This is a genomic window from Nocardia sp. NPDC051787 (genome assembly GCF_040681325.1).
GTDB lineage: Bacteria > Actinomycetota > Actinomycetes > Mycobacteriales > Mycobacteriaceae > Nocardia.
Window position 1 is genome coordinate 139,937 of record NZ_JBFAYO010000003.1, and the last position, 24,140, is coordinate 164,076.

Here is a 24,140-nt window from a genome sequence, read left to right on the forward strand (position 1 = left end):
TCCATGCACTCCATGTGAGGGCATCGATATAACAATCGTCGTGAAAGACTCTGTGGGGCAGACTGTTTTCGGGCGCCGGGTGTGTAAAGGCCGCCGTATACGCGAGAGCGTCAACCTGTCGAGGGATTACCGATAGGGCTCTCGCCGCGTGAATCGGCTATTCGATCCTCTCCACCACCGGATACGAGCGCAGCGTGATCCGCTCACCGCCGCTGACAGTCGGAGTTCCGCGGGAGACGACCATTCATGCCGGCCACATTTCATATGTTCGGAGCCAACGGGATCATTTCCTCCACTGCGTCGCCTCGCAGTCGGCGCGGAATGGCCCAGTGCGCCCCCCAAGCCGGATGGCCCGCCTACCGTGAGTGGTCGGCGACCGGCTGCTCGCCCCCGCGCAGCCGATGGCGGGTGACGCGGGTTCGAACACCATCCCTCGGGAGTTCAGCACCTGCCTGGATCCGTGCGTCGCGTTGACGGTTGCCGCGACCGCGACGAGAACCGGGCGGCTGGGCACCAACGTGTTCGTCGCCCCGTGGTATCCGCCCGTCCAGCTGGCCAGGCAGCTGACCAGCATCCACGTGATCAGCGGTGACAGGCTCATGCCCGGGTTCGGCGTCGGCTGGTCCCATCGGGAGGTCCGTTGCCGTGCCCCGGGCCTGCTGCCGGGGTTGGCGAGCCAGGAAGGGGGTCTGGGGGCGCAGCCCGCCGGGCGGGGTGTGGGGATTGCACCTCCACAAGAAACGCGGAACCAAAGAGGCGAGTGCTCTCCACGAGCACTCGCCTCCCATTGGTGGAGCCTAGGGGAATCGAACCCCTAACCCCTGCCTTGCAAAGGCAGTGCTCTGCCAATTGAGCTAAGGCCCCGGCACCGTTCGTCACGGTCGGCGCGCACAGACGCCTGGAAAACGGTACCTTCTCGCCATTGACATGGTCAAAACGGCAGGGTGCCGGGTGCGCGTAGCGCGGTTGACGCGCCTGTTCGTCGTGCGGTGCGCCGCAGGTTTCGGTGTCCGAGGTGTCGAGCAGGCTGTGGGTCCGCGACGGTGGCACGACCGCCCCGATGCCGACGAGATCTGGCAGGTGATCCGCGCCGACGGCCGATCGCATCCGCGAGCAAGGTCAGCAGGCAGTCCCCCGCGGTGGTGACGAGGTGATCATCGGCGGGTCGCGCATCCTGCTCGGGGACAGGATTCGAGCGTTGTGGCCGTACCGCCTGGCGAGGGCATTTATCGTGGTCGCAGCGGTCGTGCTTCGGGTTCGTTGATGTGTCGTTGGTTGCTCGACGAGAGGACCCGCATGTCTCGGTATCTGTTCGCTCTTGGTCGACTGGTTGCCCTTCGGCGCTGGTGGGTTCTGGCGGTGTGGCTGGTCCTGCTCGCGTGTGCGATCGGATTCGCCGCGGTGACCGGCGGCAAGACCACCGACGACTTCACCATTCCGAAAACCGAGTCGCAGGACGCCGTTTCCCTGTTGAAACAGCGGATGCCCGCGTACAGCGGCGCTCAGATGCAAGTTGTGTTCGCCACCCCCGGCTTGGCGAAGGTCACCGACCCGCAGCCGAGCGCTCAGATCGAGCAGGTCATTGCCGGTCTGCGAGGGCTGCCGCAGGTGGCCACGGTGGTCGACCCGCTCGAGGCCAAGGCGCTCGCACCCGATCAGCAGGTCGCATTGGGCAGCGTGCAGTTCTCGGTGCCGGCGGGGGAGGTCACCGAGGAGACGCTGGACGAGGTCGACCACATCGCCGCCCCGGCGCGGGATGCGGGCTTGGACGTGGAGTTCGCCGGAGCGGTGTACCCGGGCTTCACCGCTGAAGTGCCCGAAACTCCGGAGACCTTCGGCATCGTCGCGGCCTTCGTCTTACTGTTGATCACATTCGGGGCGGTTGTCGCCGCCGGACTGCCCATCGTCACGGCGTTGGTGGGCGTGGCCATCGGTCTGACCGGAATCCTCGGTGTGGCCGCCTTTGTCGACGTGCCCGCGGCGGCGACGTCGCTGGCCTTGATGCTGGGGTTGTCGTGCGGGATCGACTACGCGCTGTTCATCTTGTCCCGGCATCGGCACAACATCGTGATCGGACTGCCCGCGGAGGAGTCGATACCGCTGGCGGTCGGCACGGCGGGAAGCTCGGTCGTCTTCGCGGCGGTGACCGTGATCATCGCATTGTGCGGGCTCTCGGTCGCCGGCATTCCGTTCCTGACGGTCATGGGATTGACCGCGGCCGGCGCCGTGCTGGTGGCGATGCTGGTTGCCCTGACCCTGCTACCCGCACTGCTCGGGTTCGCCGGTGCGACTGTCGCTCGCTTCATTTCGCCTCCGCTGCATCCGGGACGACCGGAGGAGGTGGCGCGGATCGCGGCCTACGAACCGGAGCGCACGGTGGGACACGCGTGGGGCCGATTCGTCACGCGCTTCCGGGTGCCGCTGCTGGTGCTCGGAATCGCGGCGCTGGTCGTCCTGGCGGTTCCGGTCACGCGGATGGATCTGGGGCTGCCCAGTGGCGAGTCGCAACCGGAGTCGAACACTGCACACAAGGCGTACGACCTGGTCAGCCGCTCATTCGGTCCCGGCTTCAACGGTCCGTTGCTGCTGGTAACCGATCTGTCTCGCGCCACGAGCCCGGATACGGCGCAGACGCTGATGACACAGCTGCAGCGGGAACCCGACGTCGCAGCGGTCCAGCCCGTCGGCAGCGGCGACGGCCTGCTGCTCATCCAAGTCGTGCCGAAGACCGGCCCGGATGACGAGGCAACGTCGGATCTGGTCAACCGACTGCGTGACAATCGCGACCGCATCGAGGCGGACAGCGGGGCCACGTTCCTGATCGGCGGCACCACCGCCGCGAACATCGACACCTCCAACCGCCTGGCCGACGCGCTGCCGATCTTCCTCTTGGTCGTCGTCGGCTTGGCGCTGGTGCTGTTGACGATCGCATTCCGCACCGTGCTGGTGCCATTGAGCTCGATCGCCGGATTCATCCTCTCGGTCTTCGCCGCACTCGGCATACAGGTTGCGGTTTTCCAATGGGGCTGGGGCGCGAACCTTTTCGATGTAACCAAGGCGCAGACGCTGAGCTTCCTGCCGATAATCATCCTGGCGATCATCTTTGGCCTATCCAGTGATTACCAGATCTTCGTCGTATCCCGGATCAAAGAGGAGTACAGCCGTACCGGGGATGCGATCGGTTCAGTGCAGAACGGTGTCGCGCATTCGGCCCGGGTGGTGACCGCCGCCGCCCTGATCATGTTCGCCGTGTTCGTGGCCTTCACCTGGGTCGACAATCCGATCGTCAAGCCGCTGGCGTTCACGCTGGCGGTCGGCGTTGTCCTCGATGCCTTCGTCGTCCGGCTGACGCTGGTGCCCGCTGTCATGGCCTTGGTCGGAAGCCGTATGTGGTTCCACCCTCGCTGGTTCGGTCGTTATGTCCCCGATCTCGACATCGAGGGCGCCGAACTGGAGCACGAGTTCGCCAAGAGCACTGTGGGTAGCGCCACAGGTTGACGTGGCCGCCGAACCGCGGTTCAGGCGGCGCTGTCACCCTGCGGCAGTGTGTCGAGGGAGGGCAGCGGGAGCTGGCAGATCTCGCGAGCCTCGTCGGCCGGGATACCGAACATGCGGAGCAGATCCTCGGCGACCTGGTCGGCGGCGGTCGCGTCGTCGCGTTCTGGGTGATCGTGCAGCAACTGGCCGAGGCACAGCGCGGCGCCGGCCACGATCGTCATGGCCAGCTCCGCGTCGCTGATGCGAAAACGGCCCGCGCGGGCGGCGGCCTCGATGTCACGGCGAGCGCGTGGTACCAGCCCTTTCGCGGAGGCGGTCAGGGCGAGTCCGTTGTTGAGCAGAACCTTGCTGAGGGTGGGGCTTCGCCGATGCATGCGCCCGGTCATCCGGAAGCTCTGCGCGAAGATCTGGGCCGGGTCGTCCAAGCCCTCCATCAATGTGTCGAGCACGGCGCCATGCTGATCGAGCGCCTCTTCGACCGCGGCTTGGAACAGGTCCTCCCGGCTCTGGAAGTGGTTGTAGAACGACCCCATGCCGACATCGGCGGCCTGGGTGATCTCCAGGATCGGCGCGTTCGGTTTCCCGGTCGCGATGAACGACTGGGCGGCGCTCACGAGGGCGGCGCGCGTTCGTGCCTTACGGCGCTCCAGCCGGTTCTGTTCCGCACCGGTCTGCTCGGCCATGCCTGCTCACCTCTTCCTGGTCAGTCCGCTGGCCATACTAGCTCCCGTTTTCAGTTATGACGAATTCATCAGAAAAGCTTGACTGACTATTGCGTCGTATATGACGATATCGTCAGTCTCAAGGAGGGAGTGGCCGATGCTCGACCATCACGACCCGCATGCCGGTCTGCACAGTGAGCACGGCGCAATGGCGGGCGAGCATCCGGGGCGGGCGCGGGAGCCGATCGTCAAGGTGCACGATCTGGCGTGGCTGGAGTTCGAGAAGCCGGATCTGGAGCGCGCGGAGGCCTTCGCCCATGTCTTCGGTTTCGCGACGTCGCTGCGCACGCCGAACGAGCTGCACCTACGGGGCACCGACGCCGACGTGCCATGCGTGCTCATTCGGCGCGGATTGCGATCGAGGTTCGTCGGCCCCGCCTTCCAGGCGTCGGATACCGCCGATCTGCTCCGCTTGGCGGAGGCCGGGGGAAGCAAGGTGGTGCACCTGCCTGACAGCCTCGGCGGGACGAGTGTCGATTTGACTGATCCGAGCGGGTTGCGTGTGCGGGTCGTCGCCGACACGCACACGCTGACCGCCTTGCCCGGACAGACTCCGCACACACTCAACCTCGGGCACGAGGTGGCACGGGTAAACCGCACGCAGCGGCCGCCCCGCGCACCAGCGCGGGTGCAACGTCTGGGGCATGTGGTGGTGCAGACCACCAAATACCGGGAGACGCTCGACTGGTATCTGCGGCATTTGGGCCTGATCGTCAGCGACTTTCTCTACTACCCGGGCCAGCGCGAGCGCGGGCCGGTGATGAGCTTCATCCGCTGCGACCGCGGCCGGACACCCGCCGACCATCACACACTGGCGTTGGTACTCGGCCCGGCCAACCGGTACGTGCACTCGGCCTACCAAGTCGCCGACCTCGACGCGCTGGCCGCAGGTGGCGAGTATCTGCGCGACCACGGTTACTACCGGTCGTGGGGAATCGGCAGGCACATCCAGGGCAGCCAGATCTTCGATTACTGGCGTGACCCGGACGGGTTCCTTGTCGAGCACTTCAGCGAGGGCGACATGTTCGACAACACGCTGGAACCCGGCTGGGCGCCGTTCACCGGCTCCGGGCTGGCCCAGTGGGGCCCGCCCGCCAGTAAAGACTTCCTCGGCCTGAAGCCGGGGCGGGCATCGCTTCGCGAGCTGCGCGCAATGGTGGACGCGCTGCGCGAAGACAACGAATTCGATCTCCGTCGCCTACGCGGCCTGTTGAAAGTAGCCAATTCATGAGCATTTCCGTTCTCCGTACCGACGATGCATGGTGGGTGGCAACACCCGCGGGTGCCGCGAAGATCGATACCGCGGCGACCACCACCGGTCAGCTGCTCGCCGATCGCCATGCGGTCGTCGCGGCTGCCGCGAGCGGGGAGGTCGTGCCGGTCGAGGGGCTTTCGCTGGTCTCTCCCGTGACCGCGCCCTGCCGGGTGGTCGCGCAGATGACCAATTTCGCCTCGCACGTGAAAGATTCGGGCATGGACCCGGAGACCGTTCCGCTGACGTTCTTCCGCAAGGCGTCGGGGTCGATCAGCGGCCCGCACGACGACGTCATCCGGCCCGCGCACGTGCGGTTGCTGGATTACGAAGTGGAGATCGGGCTGGTCTTCGGCCGCGAGATGCCGGTGGGATCAGAGATCACCCCGGACAATCTCGCGGACTACATCGCCGGGCTCGTCGTCACCAACGACATCTCCGCGCGTGATGTGCAGCTGCCGAAAACTCAATTCTACGAGGCGAAGTCGTATCCGACGTTCACTCCGGCCGGGCCCGCTCTGGTGTTGCTGGAGGCCGGCGAGCTGAAGCGGTTCGCCGATCTGCGGCTGCGGTTGTGGGTCAACGGCCGGCCGCGCCAGGACATGACCGTCGCGGACATGATCTATCAGCCGCTGGAGACATTGCAGGCGTTGACCAGGTTCCAGCGCATGGACCTCGGAGACCTGCTGCTCACCGGAACACCGATCGGAACCGCGTTGAGCGCTCCGGCGAAGCCGGTCCAGTTCATCGCGAATCTGCTCCCTGCGACGGTGAAGTGGAAGCTCTTCTTCAAAGGCCAGGCCGAGAACCCGAAGTATCTGCAGGACGGCGACGTCATCGAGACCACGATCGCCACCGATGACGGTGCTATCGATTTGGGCCGCCAGCGCACCACGGTGAGGTACCGGTGACCGACAATCCGACCATCAGCACCCCGTCCGAGGAGCTGCTGTGGCAGCGCTACGCGCAGCCGAGCGATCTGGCCGAGATCGAATCGATGCCGCTGGCACAGCGTGGCCTGCCGGAATCGACCTATGCCCTGCTGGTGCGGGCAGCGCATTCGTGGCCGGAGCGGACCGCCGTCACGGTCTTGCCGGAGGCGGCACGGTGGCGAGAACCATTGCAGCGCAGCTTCGCTCAGCTGCTGGCGCACGTACACCGGTACGCGAACCTGCTGCACGAGCTCGGCGTCCGACGCGATGACGCGGTGGCCTTGATCGCGCCCAACTGCGCCGAGCTGATCGCGGCGACCCTCGCCGCCCAGCTGGCCGGGATCGCCGCCCCGATCAACGGTGGCCTGTCCCGGCGGCACATCGCCGAGCTGCGGCAACCCACCGGTGCGCGCATCCTCATCACCGCTGGGCCCGAATTGGCTGAGCCCGTGTGGGATTCCGCGCGTGCGCTGGCCGCCGACGGCCTGCTGAACGCGGTGCTGGTGCTGCGCCCGACCGCGGCGAACTCCCTGCTCGACGACGATGCCGTTCTCATCATCCGCGGCGGTCACAACATCGACCCCGCGATCATCGAAGACGCCCTGCTCGCCCATCCACAGGTCACCGCTGCCGGTGCGGTCGGACGCCCCGATATCCATGCCGGTGAGGTGCCGGTCGCCTACGTCACCCTCGGCCCCGGCGCCGACATCACCGAACCCGACTTGCTCGAGTGGGCAAGCCGACATGTACCCGAGTGCGCCGCGGCTCCCAAGATGGTCACGATCCTCGACGCGCTACCGGTCACCGACGTGGGCAAACCCCACAAACTAGGGCTGCGCGCGGATGCCACCCGCCGCGAGCTCCTCGACGGCCTCGCCGATGTCGCCGGAGTGCACGGCATCGTCGCGACCGTCGAGGACGGCACGATCGTCGCGACGGTCGAACTCGACGACGCCGGCGACGAGAACGCCGTCGCCGCGGTTCTCGTCCGGTACGCGATCGAATGGAAAGTCGAGGTCCCATGACTGTCGCGTCGACCGTGCTTGCCGTCGTGCTTGCGGTGTTCTTTCTCGCAACTGGTGTTTCGAAGGTCCTTGCGGTGGCGTCGATGCGGAAGCGAGCCGCGCACGCCGGGTTCTCCAGCAGCGCGTACCGCGTGATCGGTGGCCTCGAGATCGCCGCCGCGCTGGGGCAGCTGGGCGGTATCCGTTGGTGGCCGATCGGTGCGGCGGCGGGCACCGGACTGGTGCTGTTGATGATCGGTGCTCTCATCACACACGTGCGCACCGGTGACGGCATGCGCGAATGGGCGCCCGCGGCGATCACCGGACTGGTGGTGATCGGCTATCTCGCATTGCTTATCGGAGGGAGCAGATGACCAAGCCCGTCGTGATCGTCGGCGCTGGGCCCACTGGGCTCACCGCCGCGATACTGCTTGCCCGATATGGCGTCGAGACGCTGGTGCTGGAGCGGTGGGAAGGCATCTACCCGCAGCCGCGGGCGGTGCACTTGGACGGCGAAATCCATCGGATCCTGGCCCGCCTCGGGGTCGCGGACGATTTCACCGCGATTTCGCGGCCCTGCCTCGGTCTTCGCTTGGTCGACCGGAACATGGAGGTTCTGGCGGAGTTCCACCGCCGCCCGCTCGGCCGCAACGGGTACCCGGACGCGAACATGTTCGACCAACCGGAGCTGGAGGCGATCTTGCGGACCGCCCTGAACCGGCACCCGTGCGTCAGCGTCCGGGGCGACGTCGGGGTGACCGCGGTGGCCGGGGAGACCGGCGGCGTGCGCGTCGAATTCACCGACCGAACCACCGGCGCAGCCGAGTCGGTCCGGGCGCGGTACGTGCTCGGCTGCGACGGCGCCAACAGCATGGTTCGAACCGCGATCGGCGCCACGATGCGCGACCTGAACTTCGAACAGCGCTGGTTGGTCGTCGACGTGGCCACCGACGCCGAGCTCGGGGAATGGGAAGGCGTGCATCAGGTTTGCGATCCGGGCCGCGCCGCCACCTACATGCGCATCGGAAAGACCCGCTACCGTTGGGAATTCCGGCTGCGTCCAGGTGAGACCGCGGGCGACTACGACCACATCGATCGGTTGCACCGGCTCATTCGTCCGTGGATCGGCGCCATTCCGGTCGAGGAACTCAACCTGGTCCGGGTCGCCGAATACGTCTTCCGCGCTCAGATCGCCGACCGCTGGCGTGCGGGTCGCGTTTTCCTGCTCGGCGACGCGGCCCATCTCACACCGCCGTTCATCGGTCAGGGTATGGGCGCCGGATTGCGCGACGCGACCAATCTCACCTGGAAGCTCGCGGGGGTCCTCGCCGGCGAGTTCCCCGAAGAGGTGCTCGACACATACGAGACCGAACGAAAGCCGCATGCGCGGGCCATGATTCGGCTGGCGAAGGTCACCGGCATCGCCATGACCGACGGCGGCGATCTCGGCGATCTCGTTCGCCGTCTGATAACACCGCATCTGCACCGCGTGCCCGGCTTCCACGCCCTGGTTACCGGCGGAGAGACACCGCCGTTGCACCGATCCGAGCTCGTGGCGCGCCGGCGCCTGTTTCGCGGTCGGGTGGGCAGCCTTGTGCCCAACGCCGTCTTGGACGACGGCCGCCGCTACGACGATGTCGCGGCGGGCAGGTACGCGATCGTGAGCACGGTCGAGCCGACACCCGCGCAACATGCCCAGATCCGAGAATGTGGTGGGCTCGTGGTGAGCGCCGGTCCTGGAAGCGACCTGCGCCGCTGGCTACGCCTGGGACGGACCCGTGCCGCTCTCGTCCGGCCCGACGGCACCGTGCAGCGCTCCGGCCGAGACTTGTCCGCACTCTGCTCCGCCATGCCGCGATTCCGTACTGCGGATGCAACGATCCAGGGTGATGCGCCAGCAGCGCCCGCAGTCGCGAAATGTCTGGGCCCCCAGGGAAATGATCCTCGCTGCTCGCGCTGAACTGGATCCTGTTACCGCTTTACGCATCCCTTCTCATAACTGACGATATCGTCAGAATGGCGAGGTGAAGTGCCCCTTGACAGGCCGCTCAGAGATGGCGGCCGGTCCGCCTCACTCCTCGCTGTGGTCATCGTCGCCGGACCTGGCGACCTGCTGGGAGTGACCACAGCCAGGCCACCCACAACTGACCGTGTGTACATCCGCCTCGATGTCTGCTGCGGCCGGTCCGGTGTTGGAACGTCCGACACACAGTAGGCTGGGACCATGAAGATTCTCCTCACCGCCGGTGTCGTGATTCTGGTTCTTTTCGGCATCTCCAAGCTGCGCCAGCGCGGCGACGCGGACACGTGGCACGAGGTGACCACCCGCTGATTCGGGGCCTTAGCTCAATTGGCAGAGCACTGCCTTTGCAAGGCAGGGGTTAGGGGTTCGATTCCCCTAGGCTCCACCAATGGGAGGCGAGTGCTCCTGGAGAGCGCTCGCCTTCGATCAGCGGTTTCGTCCAGCCCGCTGAATTGGGCTGCCTCGAGAGGCTGAGCTAGCGATCTCACCACTTCACCGCGGCGAATAGGGCGGCTTTGTGTCCAATTGGACACAACTGCGGTGCTGCGACGGTAGCGACAACAGGCCGTAGCAATCAGCCGATATTCGGTGGCGCTGTGCCAGACTTGCCCCGCACAGTAATGCACTCCTCACCCTCGGAGGACCGTCCATGACGAATTCTGTTGCGCCACTCGAATTGCCCGAACCTCTGGTCATCACGCTGGGGAATCTCAAGGGCGGCGTCGGCAAGACGACCTCGGCGTTCTTCTTGGCGAGTTATTTCGCTTCGGTGCACCGACTGCGGGTGCTGGTGATCGATGCCGACCCGCTCAGCCAGACCGGATACTCGTGGCACCGGCGGCTGGTGAAAGGGGGAATCGAGGTGCCGTTCGAACTGGTGGCTTTCCCCTCTCGGCATGTCGACGATTGCATCAGCGACAAGGCCGCCGATTTCGACGTCATCATCGTGGATGCCGGAGGTGAGTCGGCCGAGATCTTCAAGGCCGCCATCCCGCAGAGCGACGAGCTCTTGCTGGTGACGAGTGTGAGCCCGTCCGAAGTCAAACGAGTGCCGAGTACTTTCAAGGCCGCCGAGGAGGCAGCAGCCGGTAGCAGCCGGGAAATCCGGGTGCGGATCCTGATGACCAAAGTCCCGGTGATCATGAAGAACGGCGTGAACGTCTCGACCGAATACCGGGCCCAGCGGCGGAATCTGGAGAGTGCCGGCTACGACGTATTCGAATCCTATTTGAGCGCCTGGAAATGGTACCGGGAGGCGGCCGACGGAGAAGTCGGCGAGGGCGCCGAGAACCCGATCGAAGACTTGGGTGAATATCGGCAGGTGGGTGACGAGCTGGTGCGCTCCTACCGGCTACTCATGGAGGTGCCTGCCTGATGCCTCCACAGCGGAGAAAGGGCTCGATCGGCGGCGGGAACCCGCTGGCCGACGCTGCCGAGCACACACCTCCGGTCTCGCCGCTGCGTGATGCCGAATGGCGCCGACCGAATGCGGCCGATGCGGACGTTTCCACGACATCTTCGACGCGGGGCGCGGCTTCGAATGTCTTGACTATGCCGGTGCCGGTCGGGGGCGACGGGCCACTCAGCGATCGGGAGCGGGCGCAGTTGACGGCGTGCGAGTCGTCGATCGACACGCTACGCATCGCGTTCTGGGCCGCTGGGCGAGCTCTGCAGATCGTGCGCGACGGGCGGCTGTACCGCGACAGTCACGAAACCTTCGACGAGTATGTCGAACAGCGGTGGGACATGCAGCGGTCGTACGCGCACAAGCTCATTCGTGCGTGGCCCCTTGCCGCCAGGCTGCATCCGGTCGCACCCGCCATCAATGAGGGCCAGGTTCGGGAACTGCTGCCGGTCGTCGCCGAACACGGTGAAGACGCGGCGGTCACCGTGTACACCACCGTGGCCGCCGTCGCGGATGTGAAGGTCACCGCGGGGAAGCTCCGCCAAGCGGTGGCACTGCTTCCCGAGCGCTATGACGAGCACGTGGCGGTCGAGCGGATCCGCGCGTGGTTGCGGGGTGAACTGCCGGACGACCCGAACGACCGCGCGGCAAGCGTGTTCAGCGCCATGGAATCTCGGCTCGCCGCGCTGACCCGCAGAGTCGTCAAGGGGTCGAGCCACGACCCGGCCGCGGCGCGCGAATTCGCGGCGAAACTCCGCACGATCGCCGAGCAGATCGAGGAGCAGATCACCGTCTGAGGTCCCCATTCCCACCAGGTGCCCCGCAGCCGGATGCATTCCGTTGCGGGGCACTTTGCGTCGCAGGCGTGAATGCCGCACGAGTATTAACACAGAATTCCTGGAAACGCTTGTCGCGAGAGTTATTACTTTGTTATCGAATTCGAGCGTGTTGGACTTTGCGTTGTGTGCTCTATGGCGAAAAGTGAATGCTCGGATCGGATCCGCTGGACTGACGAAACACCGTGATGGTTTTCGAATCAATTCGAGGTCTTTGGTTGGGTCCCACGCGCCACGAACTGCGGCGTCGTACGGCCCGCCACCGGCCGACGATATGAGCATCGGAGGACCGCATCATGGCATCATCGACCGACGTCCGATATACCTGCTACCTGCGACGTGCTGTTTTCTGGGCGCTTGCCGCGGGAGCTGCCGCACTCACAGGCGTGCTGCTCGAAGCCGGGCCGGCATCGGCCCAGCCGCTCACTATTCCCGGCGTGGGAACCGTCGAGGTCTCCGAGGAGATTTCGCTTCCCGGCGTACTGGAAGAACCGCTCCGGAACAACGCTATTCTCCCGGTCGCGGAAGCCCCGATCCTGGCCGAGGTATTGGACGAAACACCGATCCTGGCCGATGTTTCCGAAATCGAGTTCCGGACTTCCATTCCGGTTCCGCAAATCGAGATCGCACCCTTTACCCCGGCTCCGATAATCGAGCTTCCGATATCAGTGTCCGTGCCCGCGGTCGAGGTGCCGGTAGTCGCGGTTGTCCCGCCGATCGAGATTCCGTTCCTCAATGTTTTTCCACCGAGCGAGCTACCGTTCCAAGCTGGGCCGCCTGAAATCATGCCGCGGGCGCCGACCCCGCCCGCCGCGGCGGCGCCGCGGAAAACCACCGGTGAGATCGCGGTCGATGCCGCGCGGACCAAACTCGGCGCGGACTACAGCTACGGCGCGGTCGGGCCCGATTCTTTCGATTGCTCGGGATTTGTGCAGTGGTCCTACGGGCAAGCCGGTGTCGACCTTCCCCGCACCAGCGAGGCGCAGCTCGCCGCCGGAACACCGGTACCGCTGGACGAGCTGCAACCAGGCGATGTGGTGTCGTTCTACGGCGGAAGCCACTCCGCTCTCTATGCCGGTGAAGGCAAGGTCATCCACGCGTCGACATACGGCACCGGGGTGACCACCTCGACCCTCTCATCAATGCCCGTGACGGGCGCCCGCCGATTCTGACCTCCGCCCGTGAACATTCCTCGCCACCGGGATCTGTCCCCGGGCCGACCGGGTAGGTACGGTTCGGATTCCCTACGCAAGTCAGAGCGACACCGCGGCAGCCTTCAGCTTGGCCAGGGTCTCGGTATCGGGCCAGTCGCGGATCTCGTAGCGCCGGGGTGACAGGTTCGGGACCGGTGTGAGGCCGGTAAGGGTCGCGACGGTATCGAATGGGACCTCGAAAAGACGCTCCAGATCGCCGTTCTCGTCGTCTCGGCAAAATGCGACGTAATCTGATTCCGGCAGAAGGTATTCGACACCCTCGCCCCAGACCGTGATCGTGTAGGGACCGTCGTCGCCATGGCCGTACATGACCGAGCCGACGTAGGCGGGCTCGACGTCATAGGGAGTGAACTCGAGATCTCGCTCGACGATCTCGTTGAGAATCTGGGCCTGAGCGTCGTACTCGGTTACTGCCAAACCGCATCGGGCGCGCTGCACCGCGGGCAGGTGGCGGTGTGCGGGCGAGCGATCGAGCGGAATCACCGCGCCGGTGTCGTCCACGGTGTATCCCTGGGGCGAGATCGGGCGGACGGCGTCGCGATACTGCTCCTCGACCACCTCGAAGACCTGCTCGAGCTCGTCCCCGCCGGGCGCGATGATCAGGGTGTCGATGTCGGGGATGAACGCGACCGGCGGCTCGGCTCCGGCGCCGGAGCCGGCGAGCCAACCGGGCAGCAGGGGCCAGGAGGCGCAGTAGCCGTCGCCGTCGTCGACGAAACGCAGAATGCCGGATTCCTTGATGCCGCTGAAACCCACCATGGCGCCGAGATTTTCGCGAGCGGCGGCGAAGACCTCGTCGACCGTGACGCCCCATTCGCCTGCCGCCGCGTAGGTGACGATCGATCGAGCATTGGGCATGTCGATGGCGACGAGCTCGTCCACGAAGGGCAACGCGGGTCGCGCGATCGGCCGCAGCTCGAGTTCGGGAACATCGATGCCGAAGCTGTTGGGCCGCAATATCGGCCGTAGTGCCGATCGCACCGACGGCCAGTCCTGCTCCGGACCCTGCAGATCGCGCAAGGCTTCGAAGTGCCGGGCGATGCGGGCGTCGCGTTCCGCGTCGTCGAGGTCGCGGGTCTCCCGAAAGATATTGTGCAGGTTGAGAATCAGATCGCCGGTGCGTATCGCGAACTCATCCTGGTTGTACTCGATGTCGGTCTCGCCGCGCGCGGACAGATGTTGCATGACGAGCACGGCGAACGCGTCGGCTTCGTCGTCGAAATTCTGCACGCGGCCACCGTAGCCGCGAACACCGACAGACGCATGGCGGATGCTTACCGCGTGAGGGGACCGTGCCGGTCGAGGTGCAGGTAGGTGTAGCCGGTGACGATCAGGCACACGACGGTCGCGGTGATCAGCATGGCCCAGCCCGCGACGACCAGGCTCAGCAGCCCACCGAGTAGGGCGCCGAGCGCGAAACTGGCATAGAGCAGGAAGTATCCGAGCCAATCCGCGTAGTCGCCGCCGCTGAGGTGGCGTTCGATGCCTTGGCCGAGTTTGACCAGCGTGCCGGTGACGTAACTCAGTGGCACGGATACCTCCTCGTCCTGCACGAACGAGGTATTGAGCGCGCCGACTCCGAACGCGACGAACATGATCGGCAGCAAGCCGATCCGCTCGGCGATCGTCTGGTATTCCAGGATGTCGACAACAGAAGCCACCGCCAGGCAGACCGTGGTGAGCAGAGTGGGACCGTGGGGGTGCCCGGACCAGTAGCGCCTGCGGCACCACGAGGCGACCACGACACCGGACAGGAACGACATGAGTAGACCGGCGGCCGCCACCGCCATGTCGGGCTCGTCGTGGAAATACCCGAGGACCGCCCGTTCGGTATTGCCGGTCATGAACGTGACGAAATAGCCGGCCGTGTGCATGAACGCCGCGGCACCGATCAGGCCGGCGAGCGCGGCGAGCACCCAGGACAGTCTGGCTTCCGCGTCGAAGAGTGTTCGATGGCGACTAACGTCCGTTTTCGGCACAGGTCCTGCTCCTTCTGGGACGGGTGCGACACCTCAGTGATACAGGCTCGTCCACGGAATTCGCCCACGCAGCGCCGAGGTTTGCCAACGGATCGCCATCGGCTCAGCCCGGATCGCCTTCCCGTCGAGGAGCAGTCGGTATCCGCGCGGTAACCGGGTGACTTCGAAGTGCCGTCTTCCCAGGTCAATATCGGTGACGGAAGATGCTGTCGGTTACAAAAAGTAACCGAAAAATGTAGAGCGGAGGACCTCTGATCGTGAACGCAGGAAAGAAGGCCGTGGTAACGGGTGGGACGCACGGTATGGGGCTGGCCATCGTCGAGGCCCTGCTCGCCGAGGGCGTCGAGGTGGTGCTGACCGGCCGCAACGAGGACAACCTCGCGCAGGCGCGGGCCCGCTTGGCCGGGCGGCAGGCACATGTCGTGCGGTCGGACGCGGCGGTCACGGCCGACATCGACGTTCTGGGCACGCTCGTCGAACAGCGGCTCGGCCGGGTCGACGCACTGTTCGTCAACCACGGGACCGCGGAATTCCAAACCCTGGACGCCGCCACCGAGGAATCATTCGACCGTCAATTCGCGATCAACACCAAGGGCGCGTTCTTCACGGTCCAGCGGCTGGTGCCGTTGGTCGCCGATGGCGGCTCGATCGTGTTCACAACCGTCGCCAACGATGTCGTCTTCCCCGGGCTCAGCGCCTACTCCGGTTCCAAGGAGGCACTGCGGGCGATCGCCCAGGTGCTGGCCGCCGAGTTGCTGCCGCGGCGGATCCGGGTGAACTCGGTGGCGCCCGGGTTCATCGAGACACCGACCATGGGCGTGGCCGGGCTGACCGAGCAGGAGCGAGCGGAGTTCCTGGCAGAAGGTGAGCGCAGTACTCCCTTGCGGCGCAATGGAACCGTGGACGAGGTGGCGAAGGCGGCGTTGTTCCTCGCTTTCGATGCCACGTTCACCACGGGAGTCGAGCTTCCGGTCGACGGTGGCTGGGGGCAGGGGCTCGGTGCCCCTGCGCCGGCGGCGGAGGCGGCGGCATGACGCAGAAGGTGTCGTCGTTCGCCGAGATAGAGGACGAGTTCGGCGATTACATCGGGCGGATCGTCTACGCGACGATGGTGACGGTGGACAAGCGGAATCGGCCGCGCACCAGGATCCTGATCCCGATCTGGGAGACCGTGGACGGGCGTCCGATCGGGTGGCTGGCGACCTATCGGACGCCGGTAAAGGAGGCACACATCGCGAACAATCCGCATGTGAGCTTCTCTTACTGGGCTCAGGGCAGCAACAACTCCGTCGCCGTCGACGCCACGGCCGACGGGGTCGACACCGTCGGTATCCGGCAGCGGGTGTGGAAGCTGTACCGCCGAACCAGCCCGCGCGGCGCCGGCTACGACCTCGGCCAGTTCTGGAGCTCGCCGGAGGACCCCGAGCTGCGGATCCTGCGGTTGGATCCGTGGCGGATCCAGGTGATCCGCGGCAGGGATCTGCGCAGCCGGATCTGGCAGGCATCCGCCGCCGTGGGGTCGGCCGAGAGCTGAGTCCGCGGGGATGGTTCGCCGCTCGGTTACCGTGCTGAGGTGGATTCTCTGTTCGACTTCCTGCTGACCGAGCCCGTCGCGACGGCGCCGCTGAACGATGTCGCCGCCGCGTGGACGCGACACCGGGTGGCCGCGAACCGATTCGATCGGCCGGTCGATGTCGCGATCGCGGGCGGCTTCGGCGCCGATCGGCTCGGTTTCGCGTTCCTATCCGGCTATCAGGAGGCGCTGCGGACACTGATCCCGGATTTGTCGGACGACGAGCTGGTCGCGATGTGCGCGACGGAAGAAGGCGGCGGTCATCCCTCCGCGATCCGCACCACGCTCACCGAGCGGGATGGTGTCTGGTTGGTGAACGGCACGAAGTCGTTCGCGACGATGGGCGCTTTCGCGCATCGTCTGGTGGTGATCACCAGCGTCGGCACGGCCGTGGATGGACGAAACCGGTTGCGGGCCACCATGGTCGACGCGCACGAGCCTGGCGTGCGTCTGACCGGACACCCCGCGCTCGCGTTCGCGCCGGAGGTCCCGCACGCCTCGGTGCTGCTGACCGACGTGCCCGCGCGGGTCTTGCCCGGCGATGGGTATCTGGACTACCTCAAGCCATTTCGCACGATCGAGGACATCCACGTGCTGGCGGCCACCCTGGGCTGGCTGGTGCGCGTGGCCCGAGCGTCGGATTGGCCACAGGAGAGCCTGCAGCGGCTGTTGACCGCGGTAGCCGCTGTTCGCGGGCTGGATATCGATGCGCCGACCTCGCCGGGAGTGCACATCGCGCTCGGCGGAGTCTTCGCGTTCTTCGGTGACGTGCTGGCCGGTCTGGACTTGCTGTGGGAGTCCGCAGACCCTGCGGCGCGGCAGCGGTGGGAGCGGGACCGGCCGCTGCTGGCGACGGCGGGGCGGGTGCGCGAGCAGCGACTGGCCACGGCGTGGCGCACCGTGCAACCGAATGCCGGCCAGACCGGATAGGCGTATTGCCTGCCCCCGGAAATGGGAGCGGGCCTCGGCGAAGGGGGGGAGTTAGCCGAGGCCCGCGTAAGGTCGGCCCGGGGGGGAGGGGCCGACGTGAATGATGCTACTCGATGATCCGCGATTGTGTGTGCGTGGGGGACGGCCACTTTGCAAGTTTTTTCGGCTGGGCTTACCTTCGCGGTCGCCGACGGCCGCCGCTGGCGACCGACCGCCTCTTCGCGTCGTTCCTGTCCGATGGCCGGTCATTTGCCAAAAGGGTTGGCCAACAGCATGTTCCATGCTGTAGCAGCCCGGTGACGTGCTGCGGCGACCGCGGCGCGGAACGTGCCGACCGGTCGCCGCACGGGCTGAATCCGTCTCGATTCCATGCGTGTCGGCGCGCACGGACCGGCACGCCGCGTGTCGCACACTCGCGGCCGCCGGAGCTTGTCATACCCCGATGCGAACATGTGTTCGTGTCCATCGTCTCGACAGCCCGCGCAGAGCACACCCGCTCGGTCCGCCCTTCTGCGCTCTGCTCTCTGCGATCCGAGTATCGGTCCCTGTCCATTCGGGTAGTTCGCTACGCACGCACTGGCGCATGGGCACGCGGGATCGTCGAACCGGTCGCATTTCGATCCGGTACCCCCGAGCACCGACTGGATCGGAATGCGGCCTTCGCACGCCGCTCCTGCGCTGCGCCCGTTGCCATCCCGAAACAAATCGGATGAATTTGTCGGTGGCCGGAGCAATACTGACTCGCGTATCGGCCGGGTCACCCGATCCAGCGAATTGTCGGCGTCCGGATGGCTGGCGCCGAACGGAACGATATCGAGAAACTCAACCTCAGGAGAATCATGCCCGACGCAATAGTCGCCGAGGGGCTGGTCAAACGATACGGCCAGCTGGTGGCCCTCGACGGACTCGACTTGACGGTTCCGGAAGGCACCGTCACCGCACTGCTCGGACCCAATGGTGCGGGTAAAACCACTACTGTCCGGGTGCTCACCACCCTGCTGATGCCGGATGCCGGACACGCGACGGTCGCGGGAATCGACGTGCTGCGCGATCCTCAGATGTTGCGCTCCCGCATCGGTGCGTCGGGCCAGTACGCCGCGGTCGACGAATATCTCACCGGCTTCGAGAATTTGGAAATGGTGGGACGTCTTTATCACATGGGCGTGCAGCGAAGTAAGGAACGCGCGCGTGAACTGCTCGACCGATTCCGGCTCAGCGACGCCGCGGACCGACCCGTGAAGGGCTACTCCGGCGGTATGCGGCGCCGCCTCGACTTGGCGGGCGCACTGGTCGCGAATCCGCCCGTCTTGTTCCTCGACGAACCGACCACCGGGCTCGATCCCCGTGCGCGCCTCGATCTCTGGGATGTCATCGAGGAGTTGGTCGCGGGCGGCACCACATTGCTGCTCACCACCCAGTACATGGAGGAGGCCGACCGGCTCGCCGATTCCATCGCGGTGATCGACCATGGCAAGGTGATCGCCAAGGGGACCGCCGACGAGCTCAAGGCCCTGGTCGGCGGCGACCGCATCGAACTCACCGTCGATCGCGCGGAGAGTCTCATGACCGCCGAGGCGGCGCTGAAGACCTTGGCGGATGGCGAGATCCATCTCGAGCCCGGATTGCGCCGGATCACCGTCCCGGTGGCCGACGGATCGCAGGCGCTGGTCGAGGCGGTCGGCAGGCTGGCCGAGCACAACGTGCAGATTCATGACGTCGGCCTGCGGCGCCCGTCGCTCGACGACGTCTTCCTCACCCTCACCGGCCACGAGGCGGAAACGCCCGCCAACGGTGCCGAAGCGAAGGACGGGCCGACGGCGAGCGACAAGGTGGAAGCTACGGAAGGAAAGAACCGATGACCGCGACGACTTCGGCCTTGGTACGGCCCTCGCTGGGCCAGCGACTGTCGATAGTGGTCAGCGACAGCGTGACCATCGCCAAGCGCAACGTCATCAAGATCAAGCGGGTACCCGACGTCCTGATCTTCTCCACCCTCTCGCCGATCATGTTCGTGCTGCTGTTCGCCTACGTCTTCGGCGCGGCGATCGACGTGCCCGGCCTCTCCGGCGGCTACCGCGAATTCCTGATCGCGGGCATCTTCGCGCAGACCGTGGTGTTCGGCGCGACCTTCACCGGTGCGGGCCTGGCCGAGGACATGCAGAAGGGCATCATCGACCGGTTCCGCTCGCTGCCGATGGCGTCGTCGGCGGTGCTGGTCGGCCGCACGATCAGCGATGTGGTGATCAACGTGGTCAGCCTGACGGTGATGTCGCTGACCGGATTGGTCGTCGGCTGGCGGATCCGAGGTTCGTTCCTGGACGCGGTGCTGGCCTATCTGTTGCTGTTGCTGTTCGCCTACGCGGTGTCCTGGATCATGGCGGTGGTGGGTCTGCTGGTCCGGGCTCCGGAGGTGTTCAACAACGCCAGCTTCATGGTGATCTTCCCGCTCACCTTCATCGCCAACACGTTCGTGCCCAGCGACAAGCTGCCCACCGTGCTGCGCGTGATCGCGGAATGGAACCCGGTATCCTCACTCACCCAGGCGACCCGCGACTTGTTCGGCAACACCAGCCCGCTGGCGCCGACCCCCGATGCGTGGTCGCTGCAGCACCCGGTGCTCACGTCACTGATCTGGGTGGTGGTGATCCTGGTGGTGTACGTGCCGCTGGCCCTGCGTCAGTACAAGAAGGCGGTCAGCCGCTGACCTTGTTCGTCGCGGCTAGCGATCCTGCTCCGCGCCGGCGCCGGCCACGGGGGTCGGCGCGGAGCCATTGCGGGAGTATCCGATGCGCGGCGGCGCGGGGGCGGGTTCCGGCTGTTGGGGCCGCCGGGTGCGGACCAGATAGGCCACGCCACCCGCCAGCGCGACGGCAGCTGCGACGATCAGCCGGTTACGTGAACGCGAAGAGACATGTAGGCGCCCCGAGGTCATTGGACCACTCTGGCACAGCATGGCGATTCGCGCAGGAGCCCAGCTCACAGCGCGGCTCTGCCCAGTTCCGCGGTGTCGTCGGCAATCGTGGCACGATGGGCGGCGTGACCTCCCCGAACCAGACATCCGTGGCGACTCTGCACACGAATCACGGCGATATCAAGATTTCGCTTTTCGGTAACCACGCCCCCAAGACGGTCCGCAATTTCGTCGGCCTCGCCGACGGATCGGTGCCATACACCACAGCGAACGCCAGCGGTGGCAGCTCCGGGCCGTTCTATGACGGTGCCCTGTTCCACCGGGTGATAGCCGGTTTCATGATCCAGGGTGGCGATCCGACCGGTACCGGCCGCGGCGGTCCCGGCTACGAGTTCGGCGACGAGTTCCACCCGGAACTGCGTTTCGACCGGGGCTACCTGCTGGCGATGGCCAACGCGGGGCCCGGCACCAACGGGTCACAGTTCTTCCTCACCGTCCGCCCGCAACCGCATCTGAACCGCAAGCACACAATCTTCGGGGAAGTCGTGGATCCCGATTCGCGGAAGGTCGTCGACGCGATCGCGACCGCCAAGACCGATCGCGACGACCGCCCCCTGGAGCCCGTCGTCATCACCAAGATCACGATCGATTGAGACCATGAATCCTCAGCCGCCCGCACCGACGTGCGTCCGCCACCCGAATCGTCCGACCGGCCTGGCCTGTACGCGGTGCGGTCGACCCTCCTGCGCGGAGTGCCTGCGTCCCGCGGCGGTGGGCCAGCATTGCGTCGACTGTCTGGGTCAGGATCAGCGAAGCGTTCCGCCGGTGCGGACGGTCTCGGGCGCACCGGCGGCCCGGTCGTCGACACCCGCGGTGACCTACGCGCTGATCGCGATCAATGTGGTGATCTACGCGGTCACCGCGGCCCAGGCCAAGAGCCTGATGGACAACCAGCGCGGCTCGGCGTTGTTCCTGGACTGGGTCCTGTTCGCTCCAGCGGTCGCGGACGGCCAGTGGTGGCGAGTGCTCGGTTCCGGCTTCCTGCACTACGGCCCGATCCATTTGCTGCTCAATATGTTCGCGCTGTACGTCGTGGGCCGAGACACCGAGCTGGTGCTCGGGCGGCTGCGCTACCTGGCGGTATATCTGGTTTCGCTGTTGGGCGGTTCGGCCGGAGTGATGTTGTTCGCTCAGAATAGTCTCACGGCGGGCGCATCCGGTGCGGTGTACGGCCTGTTCGGCGCCATCACCGTCATCCTGATCCGGTTGCGGCAGAATCCGAATCAGATGCTCATCATCATCGGCATCAACGTGTTCATCAGCTTGTCGCTACCCGGCATCTCGCTTTGGGGACACCTCGGCGGTCTGGCGGCGGGCACGTTGGCGACGCTCGGCATCCTGTTCCTGCCCGGGTGGTTGCGAGTGAAGTCCCAGGAGACCGCGCGGCTGGTCGGCTGGGTATCCGTGACGATTGTCGCGGTCGCGGCGTTGGCGGCGGTGGGCGTCAGCGCGGTCGCTCTGGCAGCCTGACATGAAATTCGCTTCACGTGAAACATCGCGACCGGCGTGTCGTGTCGCTGCGGCCCGGAATCAGCGGGTCTTGTCCTCGGAGAGGCGCAATGCCTCGACGATGTCGTGGTACACGACCTCGGGATTGACGCCCAGATCCCACCGGCCGAAGATCAGCAGTCGCTCCGCGCCGTCACGCTGGACGTCGAGTTCCAGCATGGGTGTCTTGCGACCGAGGCGGCGGTAGCCGACCACGCGGGCCCGGATGATCTGGTCACGGGTGTATTCGTCCGGCCCCGTCAGTGTGCGGACGACCAGACGCGGCTGTGCTCCGGACCGCACGGAAAGGCGCGGTCGCTGCCGGAGTCCGAGCCCGGCAAGAGCGAGAAGGCCGACAGCCGCCAGCCCGACGAGCAGACGACTGGGCGCATCGGTGCTGAAAACCGCGGCCACGGCCAAGACGACGCCGCCCACGGTGACCGCCACGAGCGCGGCGGTCGGGGTGGTCCACACAATGCGCGGCTCGTCGCGCGCGCCGGAATCCTGAGGCTCCGGAGTCAAGGCAATCCCCAATCGCTCCTCGAGTTGTCCACAGGCTCATCCACAGATGTGCATGAATGACACGTCTGTAATCCGCGCCGGTGTGGTCAGCGCCAGCGCATGGTCATGATCAGGCCCACCACCATCAGGCCGAAGCCGATCAGGAAGTTCCAGGCGTTGAGGTCGTTCATCCAACTGATCTGTTCGGCCGCCAGGTAGTAGACGAGCAGCCAGATCAGCCCGGCGAGCATGAAACCGAGCATGATGGCGACGTACCAGACCGGAGATGGCCCGGCCTTCACCTTCACCGGGGTCCGGCTGGCGGGGTTGATCGTATAGTCGGTCTTCTTACGGACCTTCGACTTGGGCATGACGTCCTCGTATTCGGCGTGCAGGTCGTGCCCCTAGGCTATCCCAACTGGTAATGGGTGCGACGCGGTGCCGGGCGGGGACGTAATCTCGATGCCATGCGTGTTCTGGTCGTCGACAATTACGACAGCTTCGTGTTCAACCTGGTGCAATACCTCGGTCAGCTGGGTGCCGATGCCGTCGTCTGGCGCAACGACGATCCGAACCTGGCCGACGTGGACGCGGTCGTGCGCGACTTCGATGGCATCCTGATCAGTCCCGGCCCCGGCACCCCGGACCGTGCGGGCGCGAGCATCCCGTTGGTGCGTGCCTGCGCCGAGCACGGCGTTCCGCTGCTCGGGGTATGTCTGGGTCACCAGGCCATCGGCGAGGCGTTCGGCGCCACCGTCACCAGGGCTCCCGAGCTGCTGCACGGCAAGACGAGCGAGGTGTTCCACATCGGCGCCGGTGTGCTCGCCGGTCTGCCCGATCCGTTCACGGCCACGCGGTACCACTCGCTCACCGTGCTGGAGGACACCCTTCCGGAAGAGATCGAGGTGCTCGGGCGCACCGAGAGCGGGATCGTGATGGCGATGCGTCATCACACGCTGCCCATCCACGGCGTGCAGTTCCATCCCGAGTCGGTGCTGACCCAAGGAGGCCACCGCATGCTGGCGAACTGGCTGGGCGTGTGCGGGGAGCGTCCCGCCGAGGGCTTGGTGGAGGCGCTGGAAGCGGAGGTCGCCGCGCTGGTGGTGCAGTGACCCGTCCCTATGTGCTGCTGTCGGTCGCGGTGAGCATCGATGGGTACATCGACGACGCGAGCCCGGAACGGCTGCGCCTGTCCGGCGCGGCGGATTTCGATCGCGTCGACCAGGTCCGCGCGGACTCCGATGCCATCCTGGTCGGGGCACAGACCCTGCGCAGGGACAACCCGCGGCTACTCGTCGACAGTGCGGCCCGCAGAGCAGCCCGCGTCGCCGCGGGCAAAGCGGAGTATCCGCTCAAGGTGACGGTCTCGGCGAGCGGCGACCTGGACCCCGCCCTGCGGTTCTGGCATCACGGCGGCGGCAAGCTCGTCTACACCACCGACGCGGGCGCGGCGAAACTCGCCGGTCGGTTGGCCGATCTCGCGGAAGTGGCCGGTCTCGGCGGGGAACTCGATTTCGGAGCGTTGCTGGACGACCTGGGCCGTCGCGGTGTCACCCGCCTCATGGTGGAGGGCGGAACCCGCGTCCACACCGCTTTCCTCGCCGCCGACCTGGCCGACGAACTGCACGTCGCCGTAGCTCCCATCCTGGTCGGCGATGCCGCGGCGCCACGCTTCCTCGGCGACGCGCAGTACCCGGGCGCACCCCATCGCAGGATGCGGCTCGCCGAGGTAACCCAGGTCGGCGATGTCGCCGTGTTGCGCTATCTGCCGAAGGCGCATCCGGTCTGAGATCCGGCCCCGTTCGGCACGAA

General features: G+C 66.2%; 25 protein-coding genes and 2 tRNA genes. 20 read left to right on the forward strand and 7 right to left on the reverse strand.

Annotation, left to right across the window (positions count from 1 at the left end; translation table 11 throughout):
* The first annotated feature begins 401 nt into the window (after positions 1-401).
* Entirely contained in the window at positions 402-818 is a 417-nt protein-coding gene (locus AB0M45_RS04430) for an LLM class flavin-dependent oxidoreductase (RefSeq protein WP_364323079.1), read from the forward strand.
* On the opposite strand, the gene AB0M45_RS04435 is transcribed toward AB0M45_RS04430, so the two are convergent.
* A tRNA-Ala gene (locus AB0M45_RS04435) sits at positions 789-864 on the reverse strand. The two genes, AB0M45_RS04430 and AB0M45_RS04435, sit on opposite strands and share 30 nt — an antisense overlap.
* A gap of 432 nt (positions 865-1,296) precedes the next feature.
* Between AB0M45_RS04435 and AB0M45_RS04440 the strand changes: the two genes are divergently transcribed.
* Positions 1,297-3,498: an MMPL family transporter gene (locus AB0M45_RS04440; protein ID WP_364322774.1), complete on the forward strand. Its 2,202-nt coding sequence runs from the start codon at positions 1,297-1,299 to the stop codon at positions 3,496-3,498.
* A gap of 20 nt (positions 3,499-3,518) precedes the next feature.
* On the opposite strand, the gene AB0M45_RS04445 is transcribed toward AB0M45_RS04440, so the two are convergent.
* Entirely contained in the window at positions 3,519-4,181 is a 663-nt protein-coding gene (locus tag AB0M45_RS04445; RefSeq protein ID WP_364322775.1) for a TetR/AcrR family transcriptional regulator, read from the reverse strand.
* A 136-nt stretch (positions 4,182-4,317) separates the two neighbouring features.
* Between AB0M45_RS04445 and AB0M45_RS04450 the strand changes: the two genes are divergently transcribed.
* From AB0M45_RS04450 to AB0M45_RS04490, 9 genes are all read left to right on the forward strand, one after another.
* Complete coding sequence (locus AB0M45_RS04450) at positions 4,318-5,451, forward strand: VOC family protein (RefSeq protein ID WP_364322776.1); 1,134 nt, start codon at positions 4,318-4,320, stop codon at positions 5,449-5,451.
* A complete protein-coding gene (locus AB0M45_RS04455; RefSeq protein WP_364322778.1) occupies positions 5,448-6,383 on the forward strand; it encodes a fumarylacetoacetate hydrolase family protein in 936 nt (311 codons plus the stop codon). Before AB0M45_RS04450 ends, AB0M45_RS04455 begins: the two co-directional genes overlap by 4 nt.
* 86 nt (positions 6,384-6,469) lie before the next feature.
* The gene (locus AB0M45_RS04460) at positions 6,470-7,429 is read left to right on the forward strand and encodes an AMP-binding protein (RefSeq protein ID WP_364323082.1); all 960 of its coding nucleotides are present in this window, start codon (positions 6,470-6,472) and stop codon (positions 7,427-7,429) included.
* Positions 7,426-7,782: a DoxX family protein gene (locus AB0M45_RS04465; protein ID WP_364322779.1), complete on the forward strand. Its 357-nt coding sequence runs from the start codon at positions 7,426-7,428 to the stop codon at positions 7,780-7,782. Before AB0M45_RS04460 ends, AB0M45_RS04465 begins: the two co-directional genes overlap by 4 nt.
* On the forward strand, positions 7,779-9,368 hold the full coding sequence (locus AB0M45_RS04470) for a bifunctional 3-(3-hydroxy-phenyl)propionate/3-hydroxycinnamic acid hydroxylase (RefSeq protein WP_364322780.1): 1,590 nt from the start codon (positions 7,779-7,781) through the stop codon (positions 9,366-9,368). The genes AB0M45_RS04465 and AB0M45_RS04470 overlap by 4 nt, the downstream gene beginning before the upstream one ends.
* Positions 9,369-9,743: 375 nt before the next feature.
* Positions 9,744-9,819: transfer RNA gene (locus AB0M45_RS04475), tRNA-Ala, on the forward strand.
* Positions 9,820-10,080: 261 nt separating this feature from the next.
* Entirely contained in the window at positions 10,081-10,806 is a 726-nt protein-coding gene (locus AB0M45_RS04480; RefSeq protein ID WP_364322782.1) for a ParA family protein, read from the forward strand.
* 176 nt (positions 10,807-10,982) lie between these two features.
* A complete protein-coding gene (locus AB0M45_RS04485) occupies positions 10,983-11,633 on the forward strand; it encodes a hypothetical protein (protein WP_364322783.1) in 651 nt (216 codons plus the stop codon).
* A 728-nt stretch (positions 11,634-12,361) separates the two neighbouring features.
* Positions 12,362-12,844, forward strand: a complete 483-nt coding sequence (locus AB0M45_RS04490; protein ID WP_364323085.1) for a C40 family peptidase — start codon at positions 12,362-12,364, stop codon at positions 12,842-12,844.
* A gap of 81 nt (positions 12,845-12,925) precedes the next feature.
* Here the strand turns inward: AB0M45_RS04490 and AB0M45_RS04495 are convergent, their stop codons facing one another.
* On the reverse strand, positions 12,926-14,116 hold the full coding sequence (locus AB0M45_RS04495; protein ID WP_364322784.1) for a hypothetical protein: 1,191 nt from the start codon (positions 14,114-14,116) through the stop codon (positions 12,926-12,928).
* A gap of 44 nt (positions 14,117-14,160) precedes the next feature.
* Positions 14,161-14,865 carry a YoaK family protein gene (locus AB0M45_RS04500; protein ID WP_364322785.1) on the reverse strand — a complete coding sequence of 235 codons (705 nt, stop codon included), beginning with the start codon at positions 14,863-14,865 and terminating at the stop codon, positions 14,161-14,163.
* 257 nt (positions 14,866-15,122) lie between these two features.
* Here AB0M45_RS04500 and AB0M45_RS04505 point away from each other — a divergent pair, with 257 nt between their 5' ends.
* The 5 genes from AB0M45_RS04505 (at position 15,123) to AB0M45_RS04525 (ending at position 20,072) form a co-directional block, all read left to right on the forward strand.
* Positions 15,123-15,899 carry an SDR family oxidoreductase gene (locus tag AB0M45_RS04505; protein WP_364322787.1) on the forward strand — a complete coding sequence of 259 codons (777 nt, stop codon included), beginning with the start codon at positions 15,123-15,125 and terminating at the stop codon, positions 15,897-15,899.
* A complete protein-coding gene (locus AB0M45_RS04510; RefSeq protein ID WP_364322788.1) occupies positions 15,896-16,399 on the forward strand; it encodes a pyridoxamine 5'-phosphate oxidase family protein in 504 nt (167 codons plus the stop codon). Before AB0M45_RS04505 ends, AB0M45_RS04510 begins: the two co-directional genes overlap by 4 nt.
* A 39-nt stretch (positions 16,400-16,438) precedes the next feature.
* Entirely contained in the window at positions 16,439-17,368 is a 930-nt protein-coding gene (locus AB0M45_RS04515; protein WP_364322789.1) for an acyl-CoA dehydrogenase family protein, read from the forward strand.
* Between the two features lie 839 nt (positions 17,369-18,207).
* Entirely contained in the window at positions 18,208-19,227 is a 1,020-nt protein-coding gene (locus AB0M45_RS04520; protein WP_364322790.1) for an ATP-binding cassette domain-containing protein, read from the forward strand.
* Entirely contained in the window at positions 19,224-20,072 is an 849-nt protein-coding gene (locus AB0M45_RS04525) for an ABC transporter permease (RefSeq protein ID WP_364322792.1), read from the forward strand. The genes AB0M45_RS04520 and AB0M45_RS04525 overlap by 4 nt, the downstream gene beginning before the upstream one ends.
* A 15-nt stretch (positions 20,073-20,087) precedes the next feature.
* Here AB0M45_RS04525 and AB0M45_RS04530 read toward each other — a convergent pair whose 3' ends face one another.
* Positions 20,088-20,300 carry a hypothetical protein gene (locus AB0M45_RS04530; protein WP_357732268.1) on the reverse strand — a complete coding sequence of 71 codons (213 nt, stop codon included), beginning with the start codon at positions 20,298-20,300 and terminating at the stop codon, positions 20,088-20,090.
* Between the two features lie 104 nt (positions 20,301-20,404).
* On the opposite strand from AB0M45_RS04530, the gene AB0M45_RS04535 reads away from it, so the two are divergent.
* The gene (locus AB0M45_RS04535; RefSeq protein WP_364322793.1) at positions 20,405-20,932 is read left to right on the forward strand and encodes a peptidylprolyl isomerase; all 528 of its coding nucleotides are present in this window, start codon (positions 20,405-20,407) and stop codon (positions 20,930-20,932) included.
* 4 nt (positions 20,933-20,936) lie between these two features.
* Positions 20,937-21,809 carry a rhomboid family intramembrane serine protease gene (locus AB0M45_RS04540; protein ID WP_364322795.1) on the forward strand — a complete coding sequence of 291 codons (873 nt, stop codon included), beginning with the start codon at positions 20,937-20,939 and terminating at the stop codon, positions 21,807-21,809.
* A 60-nt stretch (positions 21,810-21,869) separates the two neighbouring features.
* Here AB0M45_RS04540 and AB0M45_RS04545 read toward each other — a convergent pair whose 3' ends face one another.
* Together AB0M45_RS04545 and crgA are read right to left on the reverse strand one after the other, a co-directional pair.
* Positions 21,870-22,349, reverse strand: coding sequence for a PH domain-containing protein (locus AB0M45_RS04545; RefSeq protein ID WP_364322796.1), 480 nt, complete (start codon positions 22,347-22,349; stop codon positions 21,870-21,872).
* Positions 22,350-22,435: 86 nt separating this feature from the next.
* Positions 22,436-22,699 (reverse strand): cell division protein CrgA, encoded by a 264-nt coding sequence (gene crgA, locus AB0M45_RS04550; RefSeq protein ID WP_067469491.1) that lies wholly within the window; start codon positions 22,697-22,699, stop codon positions 22,436-22,438.
* Between the two features lie 96 nt (positions 22,700-22,795).
* On the opposite strand from crgA, the gene AB0M45_RS04555 reads away from it, so the two are divergent.
* Both AB0M45_RS04555 and AB0M45_RS04560 read left to right on the forward strand, forming a co-directional pair.
* Positions 22,796-23,440: an aminodeoxychorismate/anthranilate synthase component II gene (locus AB0M45_RS04555; protein ID WP_364322798.1), complete on the forward strand. Its 645-nt coding sequence runs from the start codon at positions 22,796-22,798 to the stop codon at positions 23,438-23,440.
* Entirely contained in the window at positions 23,437-24,117 is a 681-nt protein-coding gene (locus AB0M45_RS04560) for a dihydrofolate reductase family protein (RefSeq protein WP_364322799.1), read from the forward strand. Before AB0M45_RS04555 ends, AB0M45_RS04560 begins: the two co-directional genes overlap by 4 nt.
* Positions 24,118-24,140 lie beyond the last annotated feature (23 nt).

Bases quoted from the DNA above. Each gene is read 5' to 3' on its own strand.
- AB0M45_RS04430 (WP_364323079.1), top strand. From the start codon at position 402: ATGGCGGGTGACGCGGGTTCGAACACCATCCCTCGGGAGTTCAGCACC.
- AB0M45_RS04440 (WP_364322774.1), top strand. From the start codon at position 1,297: ATGTCTCGGTATCTGTTCGCTCTTGGTCGACTGGTTGCCCTTCGGCGC.
- AB0M45_RS04445 (WP_364322775.1), bottom strand. From the start codon at position 4,181: ATGGCCGAGCAGACCGGTGCGGAACAGAACCGGCTGGAGCGCCGTAAG.
- AB0M45_RS04450 (WP_364322776.1), top strand. From the start codon at position 4,318: ATGCTCGACCATCACGACCCGCATGCCGGTCTGCACAGTGAGCACGGC.
- AB0M45_RS04455 (WP_364322778.1), top strand. From the start codon at position 5,448: ATGAGCATTTCCGTTCTCCGTACCGACGATGCATGGTGGGTGGCAACA.
- AB0M45_RS04460 (WP_364323082.1), top strand. From the start codon at position 6,470: ATGCCGCTGGCACAGCGTGGCCTGCCGGAATCGACCTATGCCCTGCTG.
- AB0M45_RS04465 (WP_364322779.1), top strand. From the start codon at position 7,426: ATGACTGTCGCGTCGACCGTGCTTGCCGTCGTGCTTGCGGTGTTCTTT.
- AB0M45_RS04470 (WP_364322780.1), top strand. From the start codon at position 7,779: ATGACCAAGCCCGTCGTGATCGTCGGCGCTGGGCCCACTGGGCTCACC.
- AB0M45_RS04480 (WP_364322782.1), top strand. From the start codon at position 10,081: ATGACGAATTCTGTTGCGCCACTCGAATTGCCCGAACCTCTGGTCATC.
- AB0M45_RS04485 (WP_364322783.1), top strand. From the start codon at position 10,983: ATGCCGGTGCCGGTCGGGGGCGACGGGCCACTCAGCGATCGGGAGCGG.
- AB0M45_RS04510 (WP_364322788.1), top strand. From the start codon at position 15,896: ATGACGCAGAAGGTGTCGTCGTTCGCCGAGATAGAGGACGAGTTCGGC.
- AB0M45_RS04520 (WP_364322790.1), top strand. From the start codon at position 18,208: ATGCCCGACGCAATAGTCGCCGAGGGGCTGGTCAAACGATACGGCCAG.
- AB0M45_RS04525 (WP_364322792.1), top strand. From the start codon at position 19,224: ATGACCGCGACGACTTCGGCCTTGGTACGGCCCTCGCTGGGCCAGCGA.
- AB0M45_RS04530 (WP_357732268.1), bottom strand. From the start codon at position 20,300: ATGACCTCGGGGCGCCTACATGTCTCTTCGCGTTCACGTAACCGGCTG.
- AB0M45_RS04540 (WP_364322795.1), top strand. From the start codon at position 20,937: ATGAATCCTCAGCCGCCCGCACCGACGTGCGTCCGCCACCCGAATCGT.
- crgA (WP_067469491.1), bottom strand. From the start codon at position 22,699: ATGCCCAAGTCGAAGGTCCGTAAGAAGACCGACTATACGATCAACCCC.
- AB0M45_RS04555 (WP_364322798.1), top strand. From the start codon at position 22,796: ATGCGTGTTCTGGTCGTCGACAATTACGACAGCTTCGTGTTCAACCTG.